Genomic DNA, 19078 nt, shown 5'->3' with positions numbered 1-19078 from the left:
GGCTCCATCTTAGGTACCGCTCGCGGCACCCCTTCGCCAGGTCTCACCAGGCGGGGGTGCGCTCAGACCTCGCCGTAGAAGACCCGGTCGGTGACGGAGCGGGCGTGCCGCGCCGTGCGGCGGTAGGACTCGGCGAGGGTGAGCCCGGACTGCGGCGGCATGCCGACGATCCGGCCGACCCCGTCGGCCTCGCGCAGGTTCGACGGCACCGAGTCGACGGGCCGGGCGCGCAGCAGCATCCCCGCGTTGCGCAGCCGCGAGGCCATCGACCACGCCTCGCGCATCGCGTCGGCGTCGGCGCGCTCGAGCAGACCGGCCTCGACCGCTGCCGCGATCGCCGGCAGGGTCTGCGTCGTGCGCAGGCCGGCCACCTCGTGGGCGTGCTGCATCTGGAGGAGCTGGATCGTCCACTCGACGTCCGACAGCCCGCCGTAGCCGAGCTTGAAGTGGGTGCGCCGGTCGGCGCCGCGCGGCAGGCGCTCGCCCTCCATGCGCGCCTTGAGCCGCCGCACCTGGCGCACCGCGTCGCTCGAGAGACCCCCCTTCGGCCACCGCATCGGGTCGACGAGCGCCACGAAGCGCTCCCCCAGGGCCTCGTCGCCCGCGCACGGGGCGGCGCGCAGGAGCGCCTGGGCCTCCCACGGCTCGGACCACCGCTCGTAGTACGCGCGGTAGGACGCCAGGCTGCGCACGAGCGGCCCGGCCTTGCCCTCGGGGCGAAGGTCGGCGTCGAGCCCGAGCGGGGGGTCGCTGCCGGGGGTGCCGAGCAGCGTGCGCAGACGGGAGACGACGGCGGCCGCCGCCTCCTGGGCCTCGGCGTCCGCCACCCCGTCGTGGGGGTCGTGGACGAAGAGGACGTCGGCGTCGCTCGCGTAGCCGACCTCGCGCCCGCCGAGGCGGCCCATGCCGACGACGAGCAGGTCGGTGCCGAGCGGTCGGCCGAGCTCGGCCTCGACGGCCGGCCCGACGACGCCGAGCGCGGCGTCGAGGGTGGCGCAGGTGAGCTCGGTGAGGGCCCGCCCGACGTCGTCGAGCCCGATCTGCTCGGTGAGGTCAGCGACGGCGACGCGGAAGAACTCGGCGCGTCGGATCGCCCGGATCGAGGAGATCGCGCTCTCGAGCTCGTCCTTGCGGCCGGCGGCGGCCCGCATCCGGCGCTCGATGTCCTCGCGCGAGCGCGGGACGAGCCCGCCGCTCTCGCCGAGCATCTGCACGGCCTCCGGGCTGGCGAGGAGCAGGTCGCCGGTGAAGCGGCTCGCCCCGAGCACCCGGGCGAGGGTGCGGGCCGCGGTGCCCTCGTCGCGCAGCAGACGCAGGTACCAGGGGGTCGTGCCGAGGGCGTCGCTCACCTTGCGGAAGGCGAGCAGCCCGGCGTCGGGGTCGGCCTCCTCGCCGAACCACTCGAGCATGACCGGCAGCAGCTGGCGGTGGATGGAGGCGCTGCGCGAGACGCCCCCGGTGAGCCCCTCGATGTGCCGCAGGGCGCCCGCCGGGTCGCGGTACCCCAGCGCGAGCAGGCGCTCGCGCGCCGCCTCGGGCGACAGGCGCACGTCGTCGTCGGAGAGGCGGGCCACGGCCGACAGGAGCGGGCGGTAGAAGAGCCGCTGGTGGAGGCGGCGCACCTCGAGCGAGGTCTCCGAGCGCAGCGCGGTGACGCCCTTCTCGGGCTCGGAGAAGATGCGCAGGGCACGGCCGAGGTGGCGCAGGTCGGTGGCCCCGGTGGGCATGAGATGGGTGCGTCTCATCCGGCGCAGCTGGATCCGGTGCTCGAGCGTGCGCAGGGTCCGGTACGCGTGGTCGAGCGTCGATGCGTCACGTCGCCCGACGTAGCTGCCCCGGGACAGGGCGGCGAGCGCGTCGAGAGTGGTGCCCGAGCGCAGCGTCTCGTCGGTGCGCCCGTGGACCATCTGCAGCAGCTGGACGCTGAACTCGACGTCCCGCAGCCCGCCCGGACCGAGCTTGAGCTGGCGCGCGGCCTCGCCGCTGGGGATGTGGTCCTCCACCCGGCGCCGCATGGACTGCACGTCGTCGACGAAGTCCTCTCGTGAGCTCGCCTGCCACACGAAAGGGCAGATGGCGTCGAGGTAGGCGGCGCCCACCTCGGGATCCCCGGCCATCGGGCGGGCCTTGAGCAGCGCCTGGAACTCCCAGGTCTTGGCCCACCGCTGGTAGTAGGTGCGATGGCTGGCCACCGTGCGCACGAGCGGACCCTGAGCGCCCTCGGGCCGGAGGTTGGCGTCCACGGGCCACAACGACCCGTGCGCGGTCGACGCGGCGCAGGCCGACATCAGCCGGCTGGCCAGCCGGGTCGCGGCCGCGATCGCCTCGCCCTCGTCGTGCCCCTCGGCGGCCTCGGCGACGAAGATGACGTCGACGTCGGAGATGTAGTTGAGCTCTCGGCCGCCGGCCTTGCCCATGCCGATGACCGCGAGCCGGGCCGCTGCCGCCTCGTCGGGCAGCTCGTCCTGGGCGATGACGAGCGCGGCCTCGAGCGCAGCGCCGGCGAGATCTGCGAGGGCGGCGGCGGCGACCGGCAGCTCCGAGACGGGGTCGCCGGAGGTGACGTCGAGCGCGGCGATGGCGACGAGCTGACGCCGGTACTCGACGCGCAGCGCGTCCTGGGGCTCGAGGTCACCCGGGTCGCGCACGGCGGCGATCATCGCCCCGGCTCGGGCTGCGGGGTCGAGCCCCTCGGCCTCGACGACCGCGTGCCAGTGCCCAGGGTGCGCGACGAGGTGGTCGGTGAGGGCGGTCGACGCACCGAGGACCCCGAGGACCCGACGTCGGGCCCGGTCGTCGGCGCACAGGGCGCCGAGCAGTCCGTCCTCGCCCTGCTGGGCGGCCGCCTCGACGAGGCGCACCAGGCCGAGGAGCGCGGCGTCTGGGTCGGCACAGCGAGACAGCGTGTCGACGAGCGCGTCGCGGCAGCCCTCGAGCTCGGTGAGCACGGGGTCGGCGAGCAGCTGCTCAGCACGCTCCGCGTCGACCAGGCCGCGCCGGGCCAGGCTCGACGGCTCTCGTCGCCCGGGCGCCATCACAGGCGAGGCAGCAGGCGCTCGAGCTCGAAGGGGGTGACCTGGCGCCTGTAGTCGTCCCACTCCTGCTTCTTGTTGCGCAGGACGAAGTCGAAGACGTGCTCCCCCAGGGTCTGGGCGACGAGCTCGCTGGACTCCATCGCGTCGATCGCCTCCGAGAGCGAGGCGGGCAGGGGCTTGATGCCCATGGCGCGACGCTCGCGGTCCGTGAGCTGCCAGACGTCGTCCTCGGTCTCGGCCGGCAGGTCGTAGCCCTCCTCGATCCCCTTGAGCCCCGCGGCGAGCATCACCGAGAAGGCGAGGTAGGGATTGCACGCGGCGTCGAGCGTGCGCACCTCGACCCGGCTGCTGTTGGCCTTGTTCGGCTTGTACATCGGCACGCGGACCATCGCGGAGCGGTTGTTGTGGCCCCAGGTGAGGTGCGCCGGTGCCTCGCCGCCGCCCCACAGCCGCTTGTAGCTGTTGACCCACTGGTTGGTGATGAGGGTGAACTCGCGTCCGTGGGTGAGCAGGCCGGCGATGAACTGCCGCCCGGTCTTGCTCAGCGAGTACGGCGCGCCGGGCTCGTAGAAGGCGTTGGAGTCGCCCTCGAAGAGCGACATGTGGGTGTGCATGCCCGAGCCCGGGTGGTCGGCGAAGACCTTGGGCATGAAGGTCGCGTAGATGCCCTGCTCGAGGGCGACCTCCTTGATGACGGTGCGGAAGGTCATGATGTTGTCGGCCGTCGACAGCGCGTCGGCGTAGCGCAGGTCGATCTCGTTCTGCCCCGGGGCGCCCTCGTGATGGCTGAACTCCACGGAGATGCCCACCTGCTCGAGCATGGTGATGGCCGCGCGACGGAAGTCGTGCGCCGTCCCCTTCGGCACGTGGTCGAAGTACCCGCCCTGGTCGACCGGCTCGGGGGCCCCGGAGCCGGACTTGAGCAGGAAGAACTCGATCTCGGGGTGGGTGTAGAAGGAGAAGCCCATGTCCGCGGCCCGCGAGAGCGTGCGTCGCAGGACGTAGCGCGCGTCGGCCAGCGCCGGGTTGCCGTCGGGCAGGGTGATGTCGCAGAACATCCGCGCGGTGCCGGGGCGCTCGCCGCGCCACGGCAGGACCTGGAAGGTCGAGGGGTCGGGCTTGGCCAGCATGTCCGCCTCGTACACGCGGGTGAAGCCCTCGATGGCGCTGCCGTCGAAGCCGATCCCCTCGGCGAAGGCACCCTCGAGCTCCGCGGGGGCGATGGCGACCGACTTCAGCGTCCCGAGGACGTCGGTGAACCACAGCCGCACGAAGCGGATGTCGCGCTCCTCGATGGTGCGAAGGACGAACTCCTGCTGGCGATCCATGGCCCCATCCTGCCCCATGGACGCACGGCGCCCGCCGTGACCACGCGGGTCACGGCGGGCGCCGTCGGGGGTGGCGTCAGGCACGCCGGGCCGGGCTCACTTCTTGCGCGAGACCTGGACCTGCATGTTGTCGCCGGTGCCGGAGAGCACCTCGATCGTCGTCCCGGAGCCCGCGACCTTCGTCGAGCCCTGGGGGTTCTTCGCCGACCAGTACTTGTCGACGTTCGTGTCGTCGAACTTCGGGATGGCCGCCTGCCAGCGCAGCGAGGTCGCCGTGCCGTTCTTGTGGAAGGTCACCGGGTCGGTCCGCTCGAGGCCGAAGGTGGCGTCGAAGGGCTGACGACGGTTGCCCAGGAGCGAGCCGTCCGAGAACGTGACCGGGGTGGGCCGGGCGTCGACGGGAAGGACCTGGCCGTAGCCGGGGTGCTGGCTCGTGTTGTTGTCGGTGTACTCGTTGTTGATGTACCAGACCAGCAGGCCGTTCTGGTACGGGAAGCGCTCCACCCAGTCCGGCTTGGTCGAGGACCAGCCGAAGTTGTACGGGCCCGTCTTGAGGTACTTGTCGTACCCGCTGTAGACGCGGTTCTCCGCGAGGTAGTAGCTCTGGACCGTCTCGGTCGTCGTGCCGTCCATGCGCTCGAAGCCCTTGGCGGTCCAGCCGTTGTCACCGGACTCGACGTCGTCGGAGAGCAGGGTCGCGCCGTCGGCGGTCACCGTGATGTCGTCGAGGAAGGGACCGTCCTCGTGCACGCCGCCGTCGGTGGCGTAGCGGAAGCGGAAGTCGACCTTCTGACCAGCCCACTTCGACAGGTCCCAGGTCTTCTGGGTCCACGAGCGGCTGACACCGCTGATCGGGCTGCCGGTGTCGGTCCACGTCGCGCCGCCGTCGGTGCTCACCTGGCCGTAGAGGAAGTCGTAGCCCTCCTCGATGTCGTACCAGGTCCAGGCGGAGACCGAGGCGGTCTTCTTGCCGGTGAGGTCGATGCTGCGGGTCAGCGTGCTGTTGAGGTCGTCCGCCGAGCCGCCCCACCACTGCATGGAGCCGGAGTGCGGGGTGTTGTACTCCGTCGTGTTCGTCTTCTCCGGGAGGAGGACGGACAGCGCCTGCGGCCGCTTCTTGTCGTCGCGGTCGGCCGGGCCGAGCTTGGCCGTGGTCACCCGCTTCTTCGACGGGTCGATGGTCTGGACGTCGAGCCAGCCGAGCTGCAGCTTCTCCCACGCGCCCATGTAGCCGGGCTTGGAGCCGATGTCCTCGGTGCCGTCGTTGAGCCAGCTGCCGGCGGACATGAGGGACCAGAAGCCGGTGCCGTTGTCGCCACCAGCGGTGTCGTAGAGGTCCGGCAGACCGAGGTCGTGACCGAACTCGTGGGTGAAGACACCCAGGCCGCCGTTCTCGGGCTCGGTGGTGTAGTCACCGATCCACAGGCCGGAGTCTCCGATCGGGACACCACCGAGGAGGTTGCCGGAGGGACCGGCCTTGCCCGCGAGGTTGGAGTAGGCGTACCAGCGGTGGCTCCAGATGGCGTCCTCGCCCTCGGCGCCGCCGCCGGCCTCCTCGCCCTCACCGGCGTGGATGGCCTGGAAGTGGTCGATGTAGCCGTCCGGCTCGTCGAAGTCACCGTCGCCGTCGTGGTCGTAGCGGTCCCACTGGTCGAAGGTGCGCAGGTAGGCCTTGATCTCCTCGAGGCTCTTGCCCTGGGCGACCTGGTCGTCGTACCAGGCCTGCGCGGTGTCCTTGACGTAGTTCCAGTAGCCGTCGGCCTCGGAGGTGCCGTCGCCCTTGACGGGGTTGTGCCCGTAGCGCGCCTCGTTGTAGGGCACCTTCACCCAGTCGGAGACGTCACCGGTGGTGCTGAAGCGACCGTTGGACTGCTTGAGGTAGAAGTCGCGGAAGGACTCCTTGCCCTCGGCGAACATGAGGTCCTGGTAGTGCTCCTGGTCGAAGTCGCTCTGCCAGATCGTCGAGTTGTTGTCCGTGGCGTCGTTGTTCCAGTTGCGGTCCGGCTTCGGGATCCGGTTGTGCACCGGGCCCGGGGCGCCGCCCTGGGGCGAGCTGACCCTGTCACCGAAGTCGGTGAGGACCGTGAAGACCGAGGCCTCGCGGTTGACGTCGTACTCGACGTACTTGCTCTTCTTGCGGTTGCCCTTGCCGTCCTTCGCGCCCTTGAGCTCGATGACCTTCTTGCCGCCGCGGGTGACGACGTCGGCCTCGCCCTTGACGAGCTTGTCGACGGCGTCCTCGCGCAGGCGGCGCTGCGCGTCGCCCAGCGGGTTGGGCTTGTCGTCCTGCTGGACGTTCTTGCTGGTCCCGTCCTGGGGCGGGACCTCGCTCGCACCGGCGGTCGCGGTCGCGGTCGTGGGGGCGAGGGTGAAGACCAGGGCCGAGGTGGCGATCCCGGCCAGAGCTGTGCTGTGACGTCTCTTCACTAGGGGACTTCTTTCGTGGACGAGCGGCTCAGGGGTGCCGCGTGACGGTCCTCGTAGTTGAGCAAGCCGTCCGGCCGTCCGGAAGAGATCCGAGATCTTCTTGGAGGAATCCTTACTTCTTGCAGTCCGTGCACTGACTGCCGAGCGGTCATCCTGGCCCGTCGGGGCGACCCCCTAGGCTGACGCCATGCCCTCGAGCCCGAACGCCCAGGACGCACCCGGCGAGACCACCGCCCCGTACGGCGGGGGCACCGCCCCGGCCGCCGCCGGCAAGCGCCGCGTGCGCATCCCGCACCTGCAGGCGATGACCGACCGTGGCGATCGCTGGAGCATGCTCACCGCCTACGACATGTACACGGCGGAGATCTTCGACGAGGCCGGCATCGAGGTGCTCCTCGTCGGCGACTCGGCCGGCAACAACGTCTACGGCTACGACACGACGCTGCCGGTGAGCGTCGAGGAGATGGTCTTCCTCACGCGGGCCGTCTCCCGCGCCGCGACGCGCGCGCTCGTCCTGGCCGATCTCCCCTTCGGCAGCTACCAGGCCTCCCCCGAGCAGGGCTACCTCACGGCCGCCCGCTTCATGAAGGAGGGCGGCGCGCACGCCGTCAAGCTCGAGGGCGGGGTCGAGATGGCACCGACGATCGAGCGCCTCGTGCGCGGCGGCATCCCGGTGTGCGCGCACATCGGCTTCACCCCGCAGAGCGAGCACACCCTCGGCGGCTACCGGGTCCAGGGCCGCGGCGAGGAGCAGGCCGAGCGCACGCTCGCCGACGCCCGCGCCGTCGAGGCCGCCGGGGCCTTCGCCGTCGTCCTCGAGATGGTGCCCGCGCCCGTCGCCGCCCGGGTGAGCGAGGAGCTGCGCATCCCCACCGTCGGCATCGGCGCCGGCCCGTCGTGCGACGCCCAGGTGCTCGTGTGGCAGGACATGGCCGGCCTGCACGGGGGCAAGGCGCCCCGCTTCGTCAAGAAGTACGCCGACCTGCGCGGCGAGCTCTCCCGCGCTGCGGGCGAATTCGCCCGTGAGGTCCAGGCCGGCACCTTCCCCGCCGCGGAGCACTCCTTCGATGCGTGATGCACGCATCCCGACTCGAGGGCTCCACGTCGATGCCTGACGAGCTGCCCGAGATCCGCACCCGCTGGTCCGAGGTGAGCGGCGGCATCGACGCGGCCACCGCCTACCAGCGCCGCTTCGACGCGCTCGTCGAGCGCGGCGTCGACATCCACGGCGAGGCCCGCTTCGTCCACGAGCTGCTGCCCGCCCCCATCCGGGTCCTCGACGCCGGCTGCGGCACCGGGCGCGTCGCCTCCGAGCTGACCCGCCTGGGCCACGACGTCGTCGGGGTCGACGCCGACGGCGACATGGTCGAGGTGGCGCGCGAGCGAGACGACGTCACCCGCTTCGTGCGGGCCGACCTCGCCTCGCTGGAGCTGCGCGGCCAGACCTTCGACGTCGTGCTCATGGCGGGCAACGTCGTGCCCTACCTCGCCGACGGCACGCTCGTCGACGTCCTGCGCCACCTGCGCGGCCACCTCACCCCCGAGGGCGTCCTCGTCGCCGGGTGGTCGTTGCCCGGGCACGAGCCCGCCGCGGCCGCACCGGTCTCGTGGCAGACCTACGAGCGCGCGACCTTCGCCGCCGGGCTCTCCCTCGTGCGCCGCTACGCCGGGTGGGACGCCCAGGCGTGGCCGGGTGACGGCTCCTACTGCCTCGCCCTCCACCGGCGCAGCTGAGGTCTGTTCCGAGCACGGCGAAGGGGGAGCCACCCGCTGCGGCGGGTGGCTCCCCCTTCGACGGCACGAGACGGGCCTCAGCGGCCCTCCTCGTACTCCTCGTCCTCCTGGTCCCACTGCGCGGTGCGCTCGGCGGCCGAGGCGAGGGCGTTGCGGGCCTGCTCCTCGGTGTCGTACGGGCCCATGAGGTTCTCACCCGCGGACTTGCTCTCGTCGGGCTCCACCTGGCCGGACTCGATGTTGTACCAGTAGGTCATCGACAGCTCCTTCTGCGCAGACATGGCGGCCTCGCCGTTGCGTCGCCGACGAGATGCCTAGACTCCACCGTATGCCCGGAGCAGCACCTGCCAGCCCCGCCGCGCCCGTCCGACCCGGCACGGTCTCGCCCCGCCGACCCGTCCCGGCCTCGATCGCCCGTCCCGAGTACGTCGACCGCCCCGCGCCCCAGCCGTACACCGGCCCCGAGGTCAAGGACGCCGAGACGATCGAGCGGATGCGCGTGGCCGGCCGGCTCGCCGCGCGGGCCATGGCCGCCGCCGCCGAGGTCATCGCCCCGGGCGTGACGACCGACGAGATCGACCGCGTCGGCCACGAGTACCTCCTCGACCACGGCGCCTACCCCTCGACCCTGGGCTACCGCGGCTTCCCGAAGTCGCTGTGCACCTCGGTCAACGAGGTCGTCTGCCACGGCATCCCCGACGACCGCCCGCTCCAGGACGGCGACGTCGTCAACATCGACATCACGGCCTACCTCGACGGCGTGCACGGCGACACCGACGCGACCTATCTCGTCGGCGAGGTCGACGAGGAGTCGCGCCTGCTCGTAGAGCGCACCCACGAGGCGATGATGCGCGGCATCCGCGCGGCCGTGCCCGGCCGCCAGGTCAACATCATCGGCCGGGTCATCGAGAAGTACGCGGCCCGCTTCGGCTACGGCGTCGTGCGCGACTTCACGGGCCACGGCATCGGCAGCGCCTTCCACTCCGGTCTCGTCATCCCGCACTACGACGCGGCCCCCGGCTACGACACCGTCATCGAGCCCGGCATGACCTTCACCGTGGAGCCGATGCTCAACCTCGGCACCCACGAGTGGACGATGTGGGAGGACGGCTGGACCGTCGCGACGAAGGACCTGCGTCGCTCGGCGCAGTTCGAGCACACCGTCCTCATCACCGAGGACGGCCCCGAGATCCTCACCCTGCCCTGACCCCCTGACCGCGCACGAGAAGCGAGATCACATGGCCACGACGAGCACCGCCCTCGGCATCGACGTCGGCGGCTCCGGCATCAAGGGAGCCCCCGTCGACCTGCGCAAGGGCGCCTTCGCCGACGACCGTCTGCGCATCCCGACGCCCGACGTCGCGACACCCGACGCGGTGTGCGACGTCGTCGCCGAGATCGTCTCCCAGTTCGGGCTGAAGAAGGACGCGGCGGTCGGCATCACGCTGCCCGCGGTCGTCACCCACGGCGTCGCGCGCAGCGCCGCGAACATCGACCCCTCGTGGGTGGACGTCGACGCCGAGGCGCTCTTCGAGAAGCGGCTCGGCCGCGATGTCGTCATCGTCAACGACGCCGACGCGGCCGGGGTCGCCGAGCGGCACTTCGGCGCGGCGCGCAAGCACGACGGGCTCGTCGTGCTCACGACGCTCGGCACCGGCATCGGCTCGGCCGTGCTCCTTGACGGGCAGCTCATGCCCAACTCCGAGCTCGGCCACCTCGAGATCGACGGGCACGACGCGGAGACCCGCGCCGCCGACAGCGCCCGCGAGCGCGAGGACCTCGACTGGGAGCAGTGGGCCCAGCGCCTCACCCGCTACTACCGCGTCGTCGAGGACTTGCTGTGGCCCGACCTCTTCGTCGTCGGCGGTGGCGTGAGCAAGCACGCCGACCACTTCCTGCCGCTCCTCGAGATCCGCACCGAGATCGTCCCGGCGAAGCTGCGCAACAAGGCCGGCATCATCGGCGCGGCCTACCTGGCGGCGAACGCCTGAGGCCGCCGTCGTCCCCCCGAGGGGCACGGCACCTCGAGCAGCCATGGCAGCCACCGGAGGTCACGACCAGACGCTGAGGCGCAGCCTCGGGCTCGGCGACGCGGTCGTCGTCGGGCTCGCCGCGATGCTCGGCGCAGGGGTCTTCGTCGCCTTCGCGCCGGCGGCCCGCGCGGCCGGGGACCTGCTCCTCGTCGCGCTGGCGATCGCGGTCCTCGTCGCCGGGGCGAACGCCCACAGCAGTGCTCGGCTCGCCGCGCGCTACCCGACGTCCGGCGGCGCCTACGTCTACGGCCGGGAGCGTCTCGGGGTGCCGTGGGGGCACCTGGCCGGGTGGGCCTTCATCACCGGCAAGACGGCGTCCTGCGCGGCGATGGCCCTCACCGTGGGCGCGTACCTCATGCCCGACCAGCAGGCCGTGCTCGCCGTCCTCGTCGTCCTCGCGGTGCTGGCGCTCAACCTCGCCGGCGTGCAGCGCAGCGCGAGGGTCGCGGCAGCGGTCGTCGCGCTCGTGCTCGTCGCGCTGCTCGGCTTCGTCGCCGTCATGCTCGCCTCGCCCCCGGCGATCCTGTCCGACCTGCCCGCCCGCGAGAGCGAGCCGGGGCTCCTCGGGGCGGTCCAGGGCGCGGGATTCCTCTTCTTCGCGATGGCCGGGTACGCCCGGGTCGCCACGCTCGGCGAGGAGGTGCGCGACCCCGAGCGCACGCTCCCCCGGGCGATCGCCCTGTCGCTGGGCGTCGTGACGGTCGTCTACCTGCTCGTCGCCTCGGCCTTCCTCTTCACCGTCGGTCCCGACTGGCTCAGCGCGCGGGTCTCCCCCGTCGCCGAGGCTGCCGAGATCTCCGGTCTGCCGTGGCTGGGGCCGGTGCTGCGCGTCGTCGCCGGCGTCGCCGCCGGCGGAGCCCTCCTCGCGCTCCTCCTGGGTGTCTCGCGCACCGTGCTCGCGATGGCGCGCGACCACCACCTGCCCCGTGGGCTGGCGCTCGTCGACGCGAAGGGGGTCCCCGCCCGGGCGGAGATCACCGTGGCCGTCGTCGTGCTGCTGCTCGTCGTCCTCTTCGACGTGCGCGCCGTCATCGGCTTCTCCAGCGTGTGCGTGCTCACCTACTACGCGATCGCCAACGCCAGCGCGCTGACCCTCCCGGGCTCGGCGGCCCTGCGGGTCGTCCCGGTCGGCGGCCTCGTCGGCTGCGTCGTCGTCGCGCTGTGCCTGCCGGTGCAGAGCGTCGTCGTCGGGGCGGCGGTGCTCGCCGTCGGTGCGGCGGTCGGGTGGTTCCGCCACGTGGCCCGGCACGACGTGCCCGACGGCGGCTGAGGCCGGGCAGTCCTGGTCCGGCGGCGGCCGGCGCAGTGACGCGCCGACCGCGCTTGGTCAGCGACCGAGCGGGGTCTTGCCCATGAGCACCGAGACGCAGGCACCCATGACGACGACGAGAGGCAGCACGGCGATCGCGAGTCCGAAGGTCATGGGGACAGACAAGCCGCCCCGTGGCGGGACTGGCAAAGACCTGTCCAGACTTCTGCGAGGCGTCGACGTCCGCCGACCCCGAAGGGGGATGAGTCAGCCTGTAAGCCGGGTTCTGTCCACCGCCCCGAGGGGCGGATGGGCGGCCATCCATCTGGGGCCGTCGTCACCGACGACCTCGTCGCGTCCTACCCGTGCGCTCGGGCGGGCAGCCCTCGGGCGCGCACTGTCTGGACTTGCTCCAGGTGGGGTTTACCTAGCCGGACCGGTCACCCGGCCCGCTGGTGGTCTCTTACACCACCCTTTCACCCTTACCGGTGCGAGCACCGGCGGTCTTCTCTCTGTGGCACTGTCCCGCGGGTCGCCCCGGGTGGCCGTTAGCCACCACCTCGCCCTGCGGAGCCCGGACTTTCCTCGACATCGCTGCCGCGGCCGCCCGGCTGACTCATCCGCGGGACAGCATACGGCTCCTGCGGGCTCCCCCTTCGCCCCCGGCCACGACCTCGGGAAGGAACCTTCGACCTCGGGAAGGCAATGTCCCTTCCCGAGGTCGAGCTTTCCCGCCCAGGGCGGGAAAGCTGGGGCGACCGGCGAGGTGACGGGGGTCAGACGACGACGAGGTCGACGGTGCCGGCGGCGACGTCGGCAGCGACGACCCGCACGGTCACCTGCGAGCCGAGCTCGGCGCGGCCGGAGGCCCGGGCCATCGCCGGGGGCTCGCTCAGCTGGAGCTCGACGCGCTCCTTGTCCTCGTCGACCTCGACGACGACGCCGGTGAGCTCCTCTCCCACCCGTCCGCGCAGCACGGCGGCCTCGACGGCGTCGGTGCTCGCGCGCTCGACGGCGCCAGCGAGGCGGTCGGAGGCCGCCATGACCTCCGGCAGCTGCGGGAGCGCGTCGCGGGCCCAGGCCGGCACCTCCTCGCCGGCGCTCACCGCGGCGCACACGGCGAGGCCGAAGCGGTCGACGAGCCGGCGCAGCGGCGCGGTGACGTGCGCGTAGGGTGCGGCGATGGCCGACTGCTCCGTGTGCTCGGGCAGCTCGCCGTCGAAGGCGGTGTACCCCGCCCCGCGGAAGAGCGATGTGGCCTCGTGGATGAGCGCGAGATGACGCCCGTCCGTGCGGTCCAGCGAGCGCAGCATCTCGCCGTGGGGCACGTCGTCGCGCCACTGCACGCCGAGCGCCCGGGCGGCGGCGCGCAGACGACGCAGCGCGCGCTCGTCCGGCGGGGGCATCGTGCGCAGGATCCCGACCCGGGCGTCGAGCATGAGCCGGGCGGCGCACATGCCGGTCATCAGCGAGATCTGCGCGTTCCAGTCCTCGATGGCGAGGAGCGGGCGCAGCTGGAGGCTGTACGAGCCGTCCTCGGCGCGCTCCACCTCCTGCTCGGGCATCGGCAGGGTGGCCCCGCCGCGGGCCTGCTCGAGGGCGATCCGGAGCTCTCCCACCTCGCGCAGCAGGACGAGGCGCTCGTCGGGCTCGGCGGTCTCGAGCTGCTCCTGGGCGCCCTCGTAGTCGAGGCGGTCGGCCGAGCGGACCATCGCGGGGTAGAGCTCGACAGCGGTGACCTCGCCGGTCTCGTCGAGGCGCATGTCCCACAGGTACGCCGGCGTGGCCTGACCGGGCAGCAGGCTGGCAGCCCCCTCGGAGAGCACCGGCGGGTGCAGCGGCACCCGCTCGTCCGGGGCGTAGATGGTCTGGCCCCGGCGCCGTGCCTCGGCGTCGATCGCGCCACCGGGCTCGACGAAGGAGACGAGGTGCGCGATCGCGTAGCGCACGCGGTAGCCCTGCCGGTCGCGCTCGAGGTGCATCGCCTGGTCGAGGTCCATCGAGCCGGGAGGGTCGATCGTCAGCAGCGGCAGCGCGGTCTCGTCGCGCCCGGGCAGCGACAGCGGCTGCTCCGCGACGCGCCGCGCCTCGGCGACCGCCTCGGGCGGGAAGTCCTCGGGCACCTCGAGCTCGGCGCGGATCGCCGCGAAGCGGGCGACGAGGTCGGGATCGGGCTCCCCCGTCGAGCGGTCGCGCAGGCCGAGGACGCGGTGGGTACCCATGCGGCTCACCCTAGGACGGGTCCGCTCAGGACGACGTGCTGCGCAGTGCCTGGTCGAGGTCGGCCACGAGGTCGGCGCTCGCCTCGAGACCGATCGAGACCCGCAGGGTGCCGTCGGTGATGCCGATCGCGGCGCGCGCCTCCTCGCCCATCCGCCGGTGCGTCGTCGTCGCGGGGTGGGTGATGAGGGACTTGCTGTCACCGAGGTTGTTGGAGATGTCGACGAGCCGCAGCGCGTCCATGACGGCGAAGGCGTCGTCCTTGCCCCCACCGATCTCGAAGGTCACCACCGTGCCGCCCCCGCTCATCTGCCGGCGGGCGAGGTCGTGCTGGGGGTGCGAGGGCAGCCAGGGGTAGACGGTCGAGACGACACCGGGGTGCGCGTCGAGGTGCTCCGCGACGGCGAGGGCGGAGGACGCCATCGCGCGCACCCGTAGGTCCATCGTCTCCAGGCCCTTGAGCAGCACCCAGGCGTTGAAGGGCGACAGGCTCGGGCCGGTGTGCCGCACGAGCTGCTCGACGGGCCCGTGGATGTACTCCTGCGGCCCGAGGATCGCGCCGCCGAGCACCCTGCCCTGCCCGTCGATGTGCTTCGTCGCCGAGTACACGACGACGTCGGCGCCGTGGTCGAGCGGGCGGGAGAAGACGGGGGTGCCGAAGACGTTGTCGACGACGACCTGGGCCCCCGCGGCGTGTGCGAGCTCGCACACGGCCTCGATGTCGACGAGCTCTTGCATCGGGTTGCTCGGCGTCTCGAAGAAGACGGCGGTCGTCGGCTGCGCCAGCGCCTCGCGCCACTGCTCGAGGTCGGGCCCGTCGACGAAGACGGTCTCGACGCCCCAGCGCGGGAGGATCTCGTCGAGGATGACGAAGCACGATCCGAAGAGCCCACGAGAGGCGACGACCCGGTCGCCGGCGCCGAGCAGCGCGCCCAGGGCGGTGAAGACCGCGCCCATGCCCGACCCCGTCGCGTAGCAGGCGGGGGCTCCCTCGAGGAGCCGCAGTCGCTCCTCGAACATCGCGACGGTCGGGTTGCCGTAGCGCGAGTAGACGAACTTGCTGCGCTCGCCGGAGAAGGCGGCCTCGGCCTCTCGGGCCGAGCCGTACACGAAGCCGGAGGTGAGGTACATCGCCTCGGCGGTCTCGTCGAAGGCGCTGCGGGCCTGACCACCGCGCACGGAGAGCGTGCGCGGGTCGAGACCGGCGGGGTCGAGGTAGGGCTGGGGGTTGCCGGGGCCGAGGTCGTGCGTCACGGGTCAGTCCTGGCGCCAGGGCAGCCCGGCGACCTTCCACCCGGCGAGGGTGCGGCGGCCGGCGTCGTCGACGCCGCCCTCGAAGCCGTCGAGGATGTTGTACGCCTCGTCCCACCCGGCAGCGGTGGCCTCGTCGGCCGCTGCCACGGAGCGCACCCCGGAGCGGCACAGGAAGTACACCGGCTGGTCGCGGCGCACGCCGAGCTGGTCGAGCTCGGCGACGAAGTCGGGGTTGCGCTCGCCCCCGGGGAAACGGGTCCACTCGACCGCGACGAGCGGGCGGCCGAGCTCGGCGAGGTCGGGCCGGCCGACGAAGGTCAGCTCGGCGCGGGTGCGCACGTCGACGAGGACGGCGTCGGGCTGGGAGCGCAGCGCCTCCCAGGTCTGCTCGGGCGTGACATCACCGGCGTAGGTCATGCGGCGCACCCTAGACCAGCCCCGCGGCGTCCCGCGGAGGCGTGTCAGCCCGCGGCGCGGGAGACGAGGAAGGCCGTGCCGAGGAAGCGCACGAGGCACCCGAGGGTGCCGAAGGTCGCGAAGCGGACGAGGCCGCTGCGACGCACACCGGCGGCCACCGTGATGACGGCGAAGGGAGGGATCCCGGTGAGCCCGGAGACGAAGACGACGAGCGGGCCGAGGACGGGACGCTCCAGGGTGTCGATGGCCCGGCTCGTCCAGCGCGCGAGGACCCGCTTGACCACGGCCGTCCAGCCCTCGTCCGGGGGTCGCCCCTGCGGGTCGTCGTCGGGCACGACGCTCTGCCGTCGCGCACGACGCCGGGCGAAGAGAGCCATCCCGCGGTCGGCGGCGACGTAGTGGCTCACCTTGCCCACCATGAAGCCGGCGGTCATGAGCAGGATGTGCCAGTGCCAGGTCTCGGGGAAGACGAGCGGCAGCGCGAGGGCGTACACCTCGGCGTTGAGCGGCGGGATGAAGGCCGAGAGCAGCCCGAAGGCCACGGCCCCGACGAGCCCGGAGGTCTGCAGCCAGCCGGGGACGTCGCCGGCGCCGATGAGCTCGACCACTACGTGCGGTTGGTGAAGGCGACGACGGCCTCGCCGCCGGGCCAGGCCTCGACGGCGGTGAGCGAGCCCGGGGCGCCGGCGAGACGCCAGATCCGGTCGTGCGGGATGCCGAGCACGTGCGCGAGGACGACGAGGATCGGCTTGCGGTGGCACACGACGACGACGGTGTCCCCGCGGGCCACGACGGCCTCCCAGGCGGCGAGCACGCGCGTCGTCAGCTCCTCGTGGCTCTCCCCGCCGGGCGGGGCGAAGGCGGGGTCGTCGCGCAGCGCGGCGAAGCCCGCGGCGTCCGCGGCGACGAGCTCGCCGACCGAGGCGCCGTCCCACTCGCCGAAGGACTGCTCGTCCCAGTCCGCCACCTGCACCGGCGTGACGCCGAGCGCGTCGGCGACGTGCTCGGCGGTCTCACGGGCCCGCCGCAGCGAGGAGCTGATGACGACGCTCTCGGCGTCGCCGACGAGGGCGCGCACGCCCCGGGCGGCGGCCTGCGCCTGCTCGTGGCCCCTCGGCGCGAGCGCGGGGTCGGCCCCGCCGCGACCGTCGAGGCGGGCCTCGAGGGTGAAGTCGGTGACCCCGTGCCGCACGAGGACGACGCGGGTCGGCTCGCCCTCGCGCCGGGGCGGGCGCACGGGCAGCTGGTCGGTGTCCTTCGTCGGCTCGAGGTCCTCCGGGGACAGGCCGACCCCGGCGTCGGGCGCCTGCGCGCTCGCCGAGACGTCCTCGGACGCAGCGCCGTCGTGCCAGTCGGCGACGTGGTCGCCGTCCATGCCCCGGTTCGACAGCGCGTCGGCGTCGCCGTTCTGCGCGCGCGGGATCCAGGTGAAGCGCACCGAGCCGCCGGCCTGCGTGATGTCGGCGAGCAGGTCGCGGGCGGTGAGGGCGAGCGCACGCATGTCGGCGTGCTTGATCTTCCACCGCCCGCTCATCTGCTCGACGACGAGCTTGGAGTCCATCGCGACCTCGACGTCGGCCGAGGGGTCGATGCGCAGCACCGCCTCGAGCCCGGCGATCATCCCGCGGTACTCGGCGACGTTGTTCGAGGCCTTGCCCAGCGGGGCGGCGAGCTCGACGAGCAACGCGCCGGACGCGCGGTCTCGCACGAGCGCGCCGTACCCGGCCACACCGGGGTTGCCGCGCGAGCCGCCGTCGGCCTCGACCCGGAGGCGTCGACCCATCAGGCGGGCAGACCGGACTCGTCGGTGCGCACGACGATGCGCCCGCACTCCTCGCAGCGGAGCACCTCGTCCTCCGGCGCCGCGGCCATGCGGTTGAGCTCGACGGGGTTGAGCTCGAGCTGGCAGCCGCCGCATCGTCGAGCCCGCAGCGGGGCGGCCCCGAGGCCACCGCTCTGCGCCCGGACGCGGTCGTAGAGGGCGAGCAGCGGGTCGTCGATCTCGGCAAGGATCGACGCGCGCGGTGCGCTCACCTCGCGCTCCTGGGCGTCGAGGTCGGCCCGCGCGGCGGCGAGCTCGTCGGTGAGCCGGGTGACCTCGGCCTCCGCGGCGGGCACCTGGGCGGTCGCGTCGTCGAGACGTGCGCGGACCTCCTCGGCGCGCTCCATGACCTCGAGCTCGACGTCCTCGAGCGTGGCCTGGCGGCGGGCGAGGGACTCGAGCTCGTGCTGGAGGGCCTGGAGGTCCTTCGCGCTGCCCTGGCCGGACTCGAGCCGCGAGCGGTCCCGGGTCGCCCGGTCCCGGACGAGCTGGACGTCGCCCTCGGCCCGCGCGAGCTCGCGCTCGACGTCGCTCACCTGGGTCTGCGCCATGATGACGGCGTCCTGGACCTTCCCCAGACGGGCGTGCGCGGCCTCGAGCTCGGCCTGCTGGGGGATGCGGGCCCGGGCGTGCGCGATCTGCGAGAGGCGTGTGTCGAGCTGCTGCAGGTCGAGCAGCCGCAGCTGCACGGTGGGGTCGGCCTTCACTGGGGGGCTCCTTCGGGGCCGGTGGCACCGACCGTGAAGGTCCACGGGTCGGTGCGCAGGGTGCTGACGTGGGTCTCCACGGTAGTCGTGTCGTGGCCGTGCTCCTGCAGCACCCGCAGCAGGTCGCGCGTCGCGCGCTCCAGCCACAGCGACTCCGTCGCCCAGTGGCCGGCGTCGACGAGGTAGGGCGTGCCTCCCCGCGCCTCCTCGCGCGCCTCGAGGGCGGGGTGGTGGCGCAGGTCGGCGGTGACGTAGACGTCGGCCCCGCTCGCCCGGACCGCGTCGAAGAGCCCGTCACCGGACCCGCCGAGCAGCGCGACGCGGCGCACGGCCGCGTCGGGCGGCCCGGCGACCCGGACGCCCCCGGCGGCTGCGGGTAGGCGCCCCGCGAGGTCACCGGCGAAGGTCGCGAGGTCCACGGCGTCGTCGAGGTCGCCGACGAGACCGAGGGGCTGGCCCTCCTCGACCGAGAGCGGGCCCCATCGCGTGAGGCCGCACGCCTGCGCGAGCGCGGTGTTGACCCCGGGGTCGGCGACGTCGGCGTTCGTGTGCGCCACGTAGAGCGCGACGTCGCCGACGACGAGCGAGGTGACGCTCTCCCCCTTCGCCGTCGTCGTCGCGACGGAGTGGATGCCGCGCAGGAGGAGCGGGTGGTGGGTGAGCAGGAGGTCGGCGCCGAGCTCGCGGGCCTCGGCGATGACGGCGAGGGTCGGGTCGACGGCGGCGTGGACGCGGCGCACGGGCTGCGCGAGGTCACCGGTGACGAGACCCACCTGGTCCCAGGACTGGGCCCCCGAGCTCGGGTACAGCTGCTCGAGGGCGGCGACGACGTCGCCGAGGGTGATGCTCATG

16 protein-coding genes and 1 other RNA gene are annotated in these 19078 nt (G+C 73.0%); 5 read left to right on the top strand and 12 right to left on the bottom strand.

Annotated elements, in window-relative coordinates; genetic code table 11:
- Positions 1 to 62: 62 nt before the first annotated feature.
- From ABIB53_RS16075 to ABIB53_RS16065, 3 genes are all read right to left on the bottom strand, one after another.
- Complete coding sequence (locus ABIB53_RS16075) at positions 63 to 3035, bottom strand: bifunctional [glutamine synthetase] adenylyltransferase/[glutamine synthetase]-adenylyl-L-tyrosine phosphorylase (RefSeq protein ID WP_354588904.1); 2973 nt, start codon at positions 3033 to 3035, stop codon at positions 63 to 65.
- Positions 3035 to 4363, bottom strand: a complete 1329-nt coding sequence (locus tag ABIB53_RS16070; RefSeq protein ID WP_191563426.1) for a glutamine synthetase family protein — start codon at positions 4361 to 4363, stop codon at positions 3035 to 3037. The genes ABIB53_RS16075 and ABIB53_RS16070 overlap by 1 nt, the downstream gene beginning before the upstream one ends.
- 96 nt (positions 4364 to 4459) lie before the next feature.
- Positions 4460 to 6790: an immune inhibitor A domain-containing protein gene (locus ABIB53_RS16065; protein ID WP_354588903.1), complete on the bottom strand. Its 2331-nt coding sequence runs from the start codon at positions 6788 to 6790 to the stop codon at positions 4460 to 4462.
- 187 nt (positions 6791 to 6977) lie between these two features.
- Between ABIB53_RS16065 and panB the strand changes: the two genes are divergently transcribed.
- Positions 6978 to 7865, top strand: coding sequence for a 3-methyl-2-oxobutanoate hydroxymethyltransferase (gene panB, locus ABIB53_RS16060; RefSeq protein ID WP_354588902.1), 888 nt, complete (start codon positions 6978 to 6980; stop codon positions 7863 to 7865).
- 32 nt (positions 7866 to 7897) lie between these two features.
- Positions 7898 to 8524: a class I SAM-dependent methyltransferase gene (locus tag ABIB53_RS16055; RefSeq protein WP_354588901.1), complete on the top strand. Its 627-nt coding sequence runs from the start codon at positions 7898 to 7900 to the stop codon at positions 8522 to 8524.
- 77 nt (positions 8525 to 8601) lie between these two features.
- On the opposite strand, the gene ABIB53_RS16050 is transcribed toward ABIB53_RS16055, so the two are convergent.
- Complete coding sequence (locus tag ABIB53_RS16050) at positions 8602 to 8805, bottom strand: methionine aminopeptidase (protein WP_225985042.1); 204 nt, start codon at positions 8803 to 8805, stop codon at positions 8602 to 8604.
- Positions 8806 to 8852: 47 nt separating this feature from the next.
- Between ABIB53_RS16050 and map the strand changes: the two genes are divergently transcribed.
- The 3 genes from map to ABIB53_RS16035 are packed head-to-tail and all read left to right on the top strand — an operon-like array spanning position 8853 to position 11827.
- On the top strand, positions 8853 to 9731 hold the full coding sequence (map, locus tag ABIB53_RS16045; RefSeq protein ID WP_354588900.1) for a type I methionyl aminopeptidase: 879 nt from the start codon (positions 8853 to 8855) through the stop codon (positions 9729 to 9731).
- Positions 9732 to 9762: 31 nt separating this feature from the next.
- A complete protein-coding gene (ppgK, locus tag ABIB53_RS16040) occupies positions 9763 to 10515 on the top strand; it encodes a polyphosphate--glucose phosphotransferase (RefSeq protein WP_123090796.1) in 753 nt (250 codons plus the stop codon).
- A gap of 43 nt (positions 10516 to 10558) precedes the next feature.
- Positions 10559 to 11827: an APC family permease gene (locus ABIB53_RS16035; protein ID WP_354588899.1), complete on the top strand. Its 1269-nt coding sequence runs from the start codon at positions 10559 to 10561 to the stop codon at positions 11825 to 11827.
- A gap of 238 nt (positions 11828 to 12065) precedes the next feature.
- Here the strand turns inward: ABIB53_RS16035 and rnpB are convergent.
- The 8 genes from rnpB to ABIB53_RS15995 all read right to left on the bottom strand — a co-directional run bounded on the left by rnpB (position 12066) and on the right by ABIB53_RS15995 (position 19077).
- Positions 12066 to 12425, bottom strand: an RNA gene (gene rnpB / locus ABIB53_RS16030) — RNase P RNA component class A.
- A 157-nt stretch (positions 12426 to 12582) separates the two neighbouring features.
- Complete coding sequence (locus ABIB53_RS16025; RefSeq protein WP_354588898.1) at positions 12583 to 14028, bottom strand: ribonuclease catalytic domain-containing protein; 1446 nt, start codon at positions 14026 to 14028, stop codon at positions 12583 to 12585.
- Between the two features lie 25 nt (positions 14029 to 14053).
- Positions 14054 to 15280, bottom strand: a complete 1227-nt coding sequence (locus ABIB53_RS16020; protein ID WP_354588897.1) for an O-succinylhomoserine sulfhydrylase — start codon at positions 15278 to 15280, stop codon at positions 14054 to 14056.
- A 3-nt stretch (positions 15281 to 15283) separates the two neighbouring features.
- On the bottom strand, positions 15284 to 15697 hold the full coding sequence (locus tag ABIB53_RS16015) for a rhodanese-like domain-containing protein (RefSeq protein ID WP_123090800.1): 414 nt from the start codon (positions 15695 to 15697) through the stop codon (positions 15284 to 15286).
- 44 nt (positions 15698 to 15741) lie between these two features.
- A complete protein-coding gene (locus ABIB53_RS16010) occupies positions 15742 to 16305 on the bottom strand; it encodes a hypothetical protein (RefSeq protein ID WP_123090801.1) in 564 nt (187 codons plus the stop codon).
- Positions 16305 to 17480 (bottom strand): bifunctional RNase H/acid phosphatase, encoded by a 1176-nt coding sequence (locus ABIB53_RS16005; RefSeq protein WP_354588896.1) that lies wholly within the window; start codon positions 17478 to 17480, stop codon positions 16305 to 16307. The genes ABIB53_RS16010 and ABIB53_RS16005 overlap by 1 nt, the downstream gene beginning before the upstream one ends.
- Positions 17480 to 18226 (bottom strand): zinc ribbon domain-containing protein, encoded by a 747-nt coding sequence (locus ABIB53_RS16000; RefSeq protein WP_123090803.1) that lies wholly within the window; start codon positions 18224 to 18226, stop codon positions 17480 to 17482. Before ABIB53_RS16000 ends, ABIB53_RS16005 begins: the two co-directional genes overlap by 1 nt.
- Entirely contained in the window at positions 18223 to 19077 is an 855-nt protein-coding gene (locus ABIB53_RS15995) for a Nif3-like dinuclear metal center hexameric protein (RefSeq protein WP_123090804.1), read from the bottom strand. Before ABIB53_RS15995 ends, ABIB53_RS16000 begins: the two co-directional genes overlap by 4 nt.
- Between the last annotated feature and the right edge of the window lies 1 nt (position 19078).

It is taken from the genome of Janibacter sp. UYMM211 (genome assembly GCF_040547045.1).
GTDB classification, from domain to species: Bacteria; Actinomycetota; Actinomycetes; order Actinomycetales; family Dermatophilaceae; genus Marihabitans; species Marihabitans melonis.
Note: the sequence above shows the minus strand (reverse complement) of the source record. Positions and strands in the feature narration are given on the sequence as shown.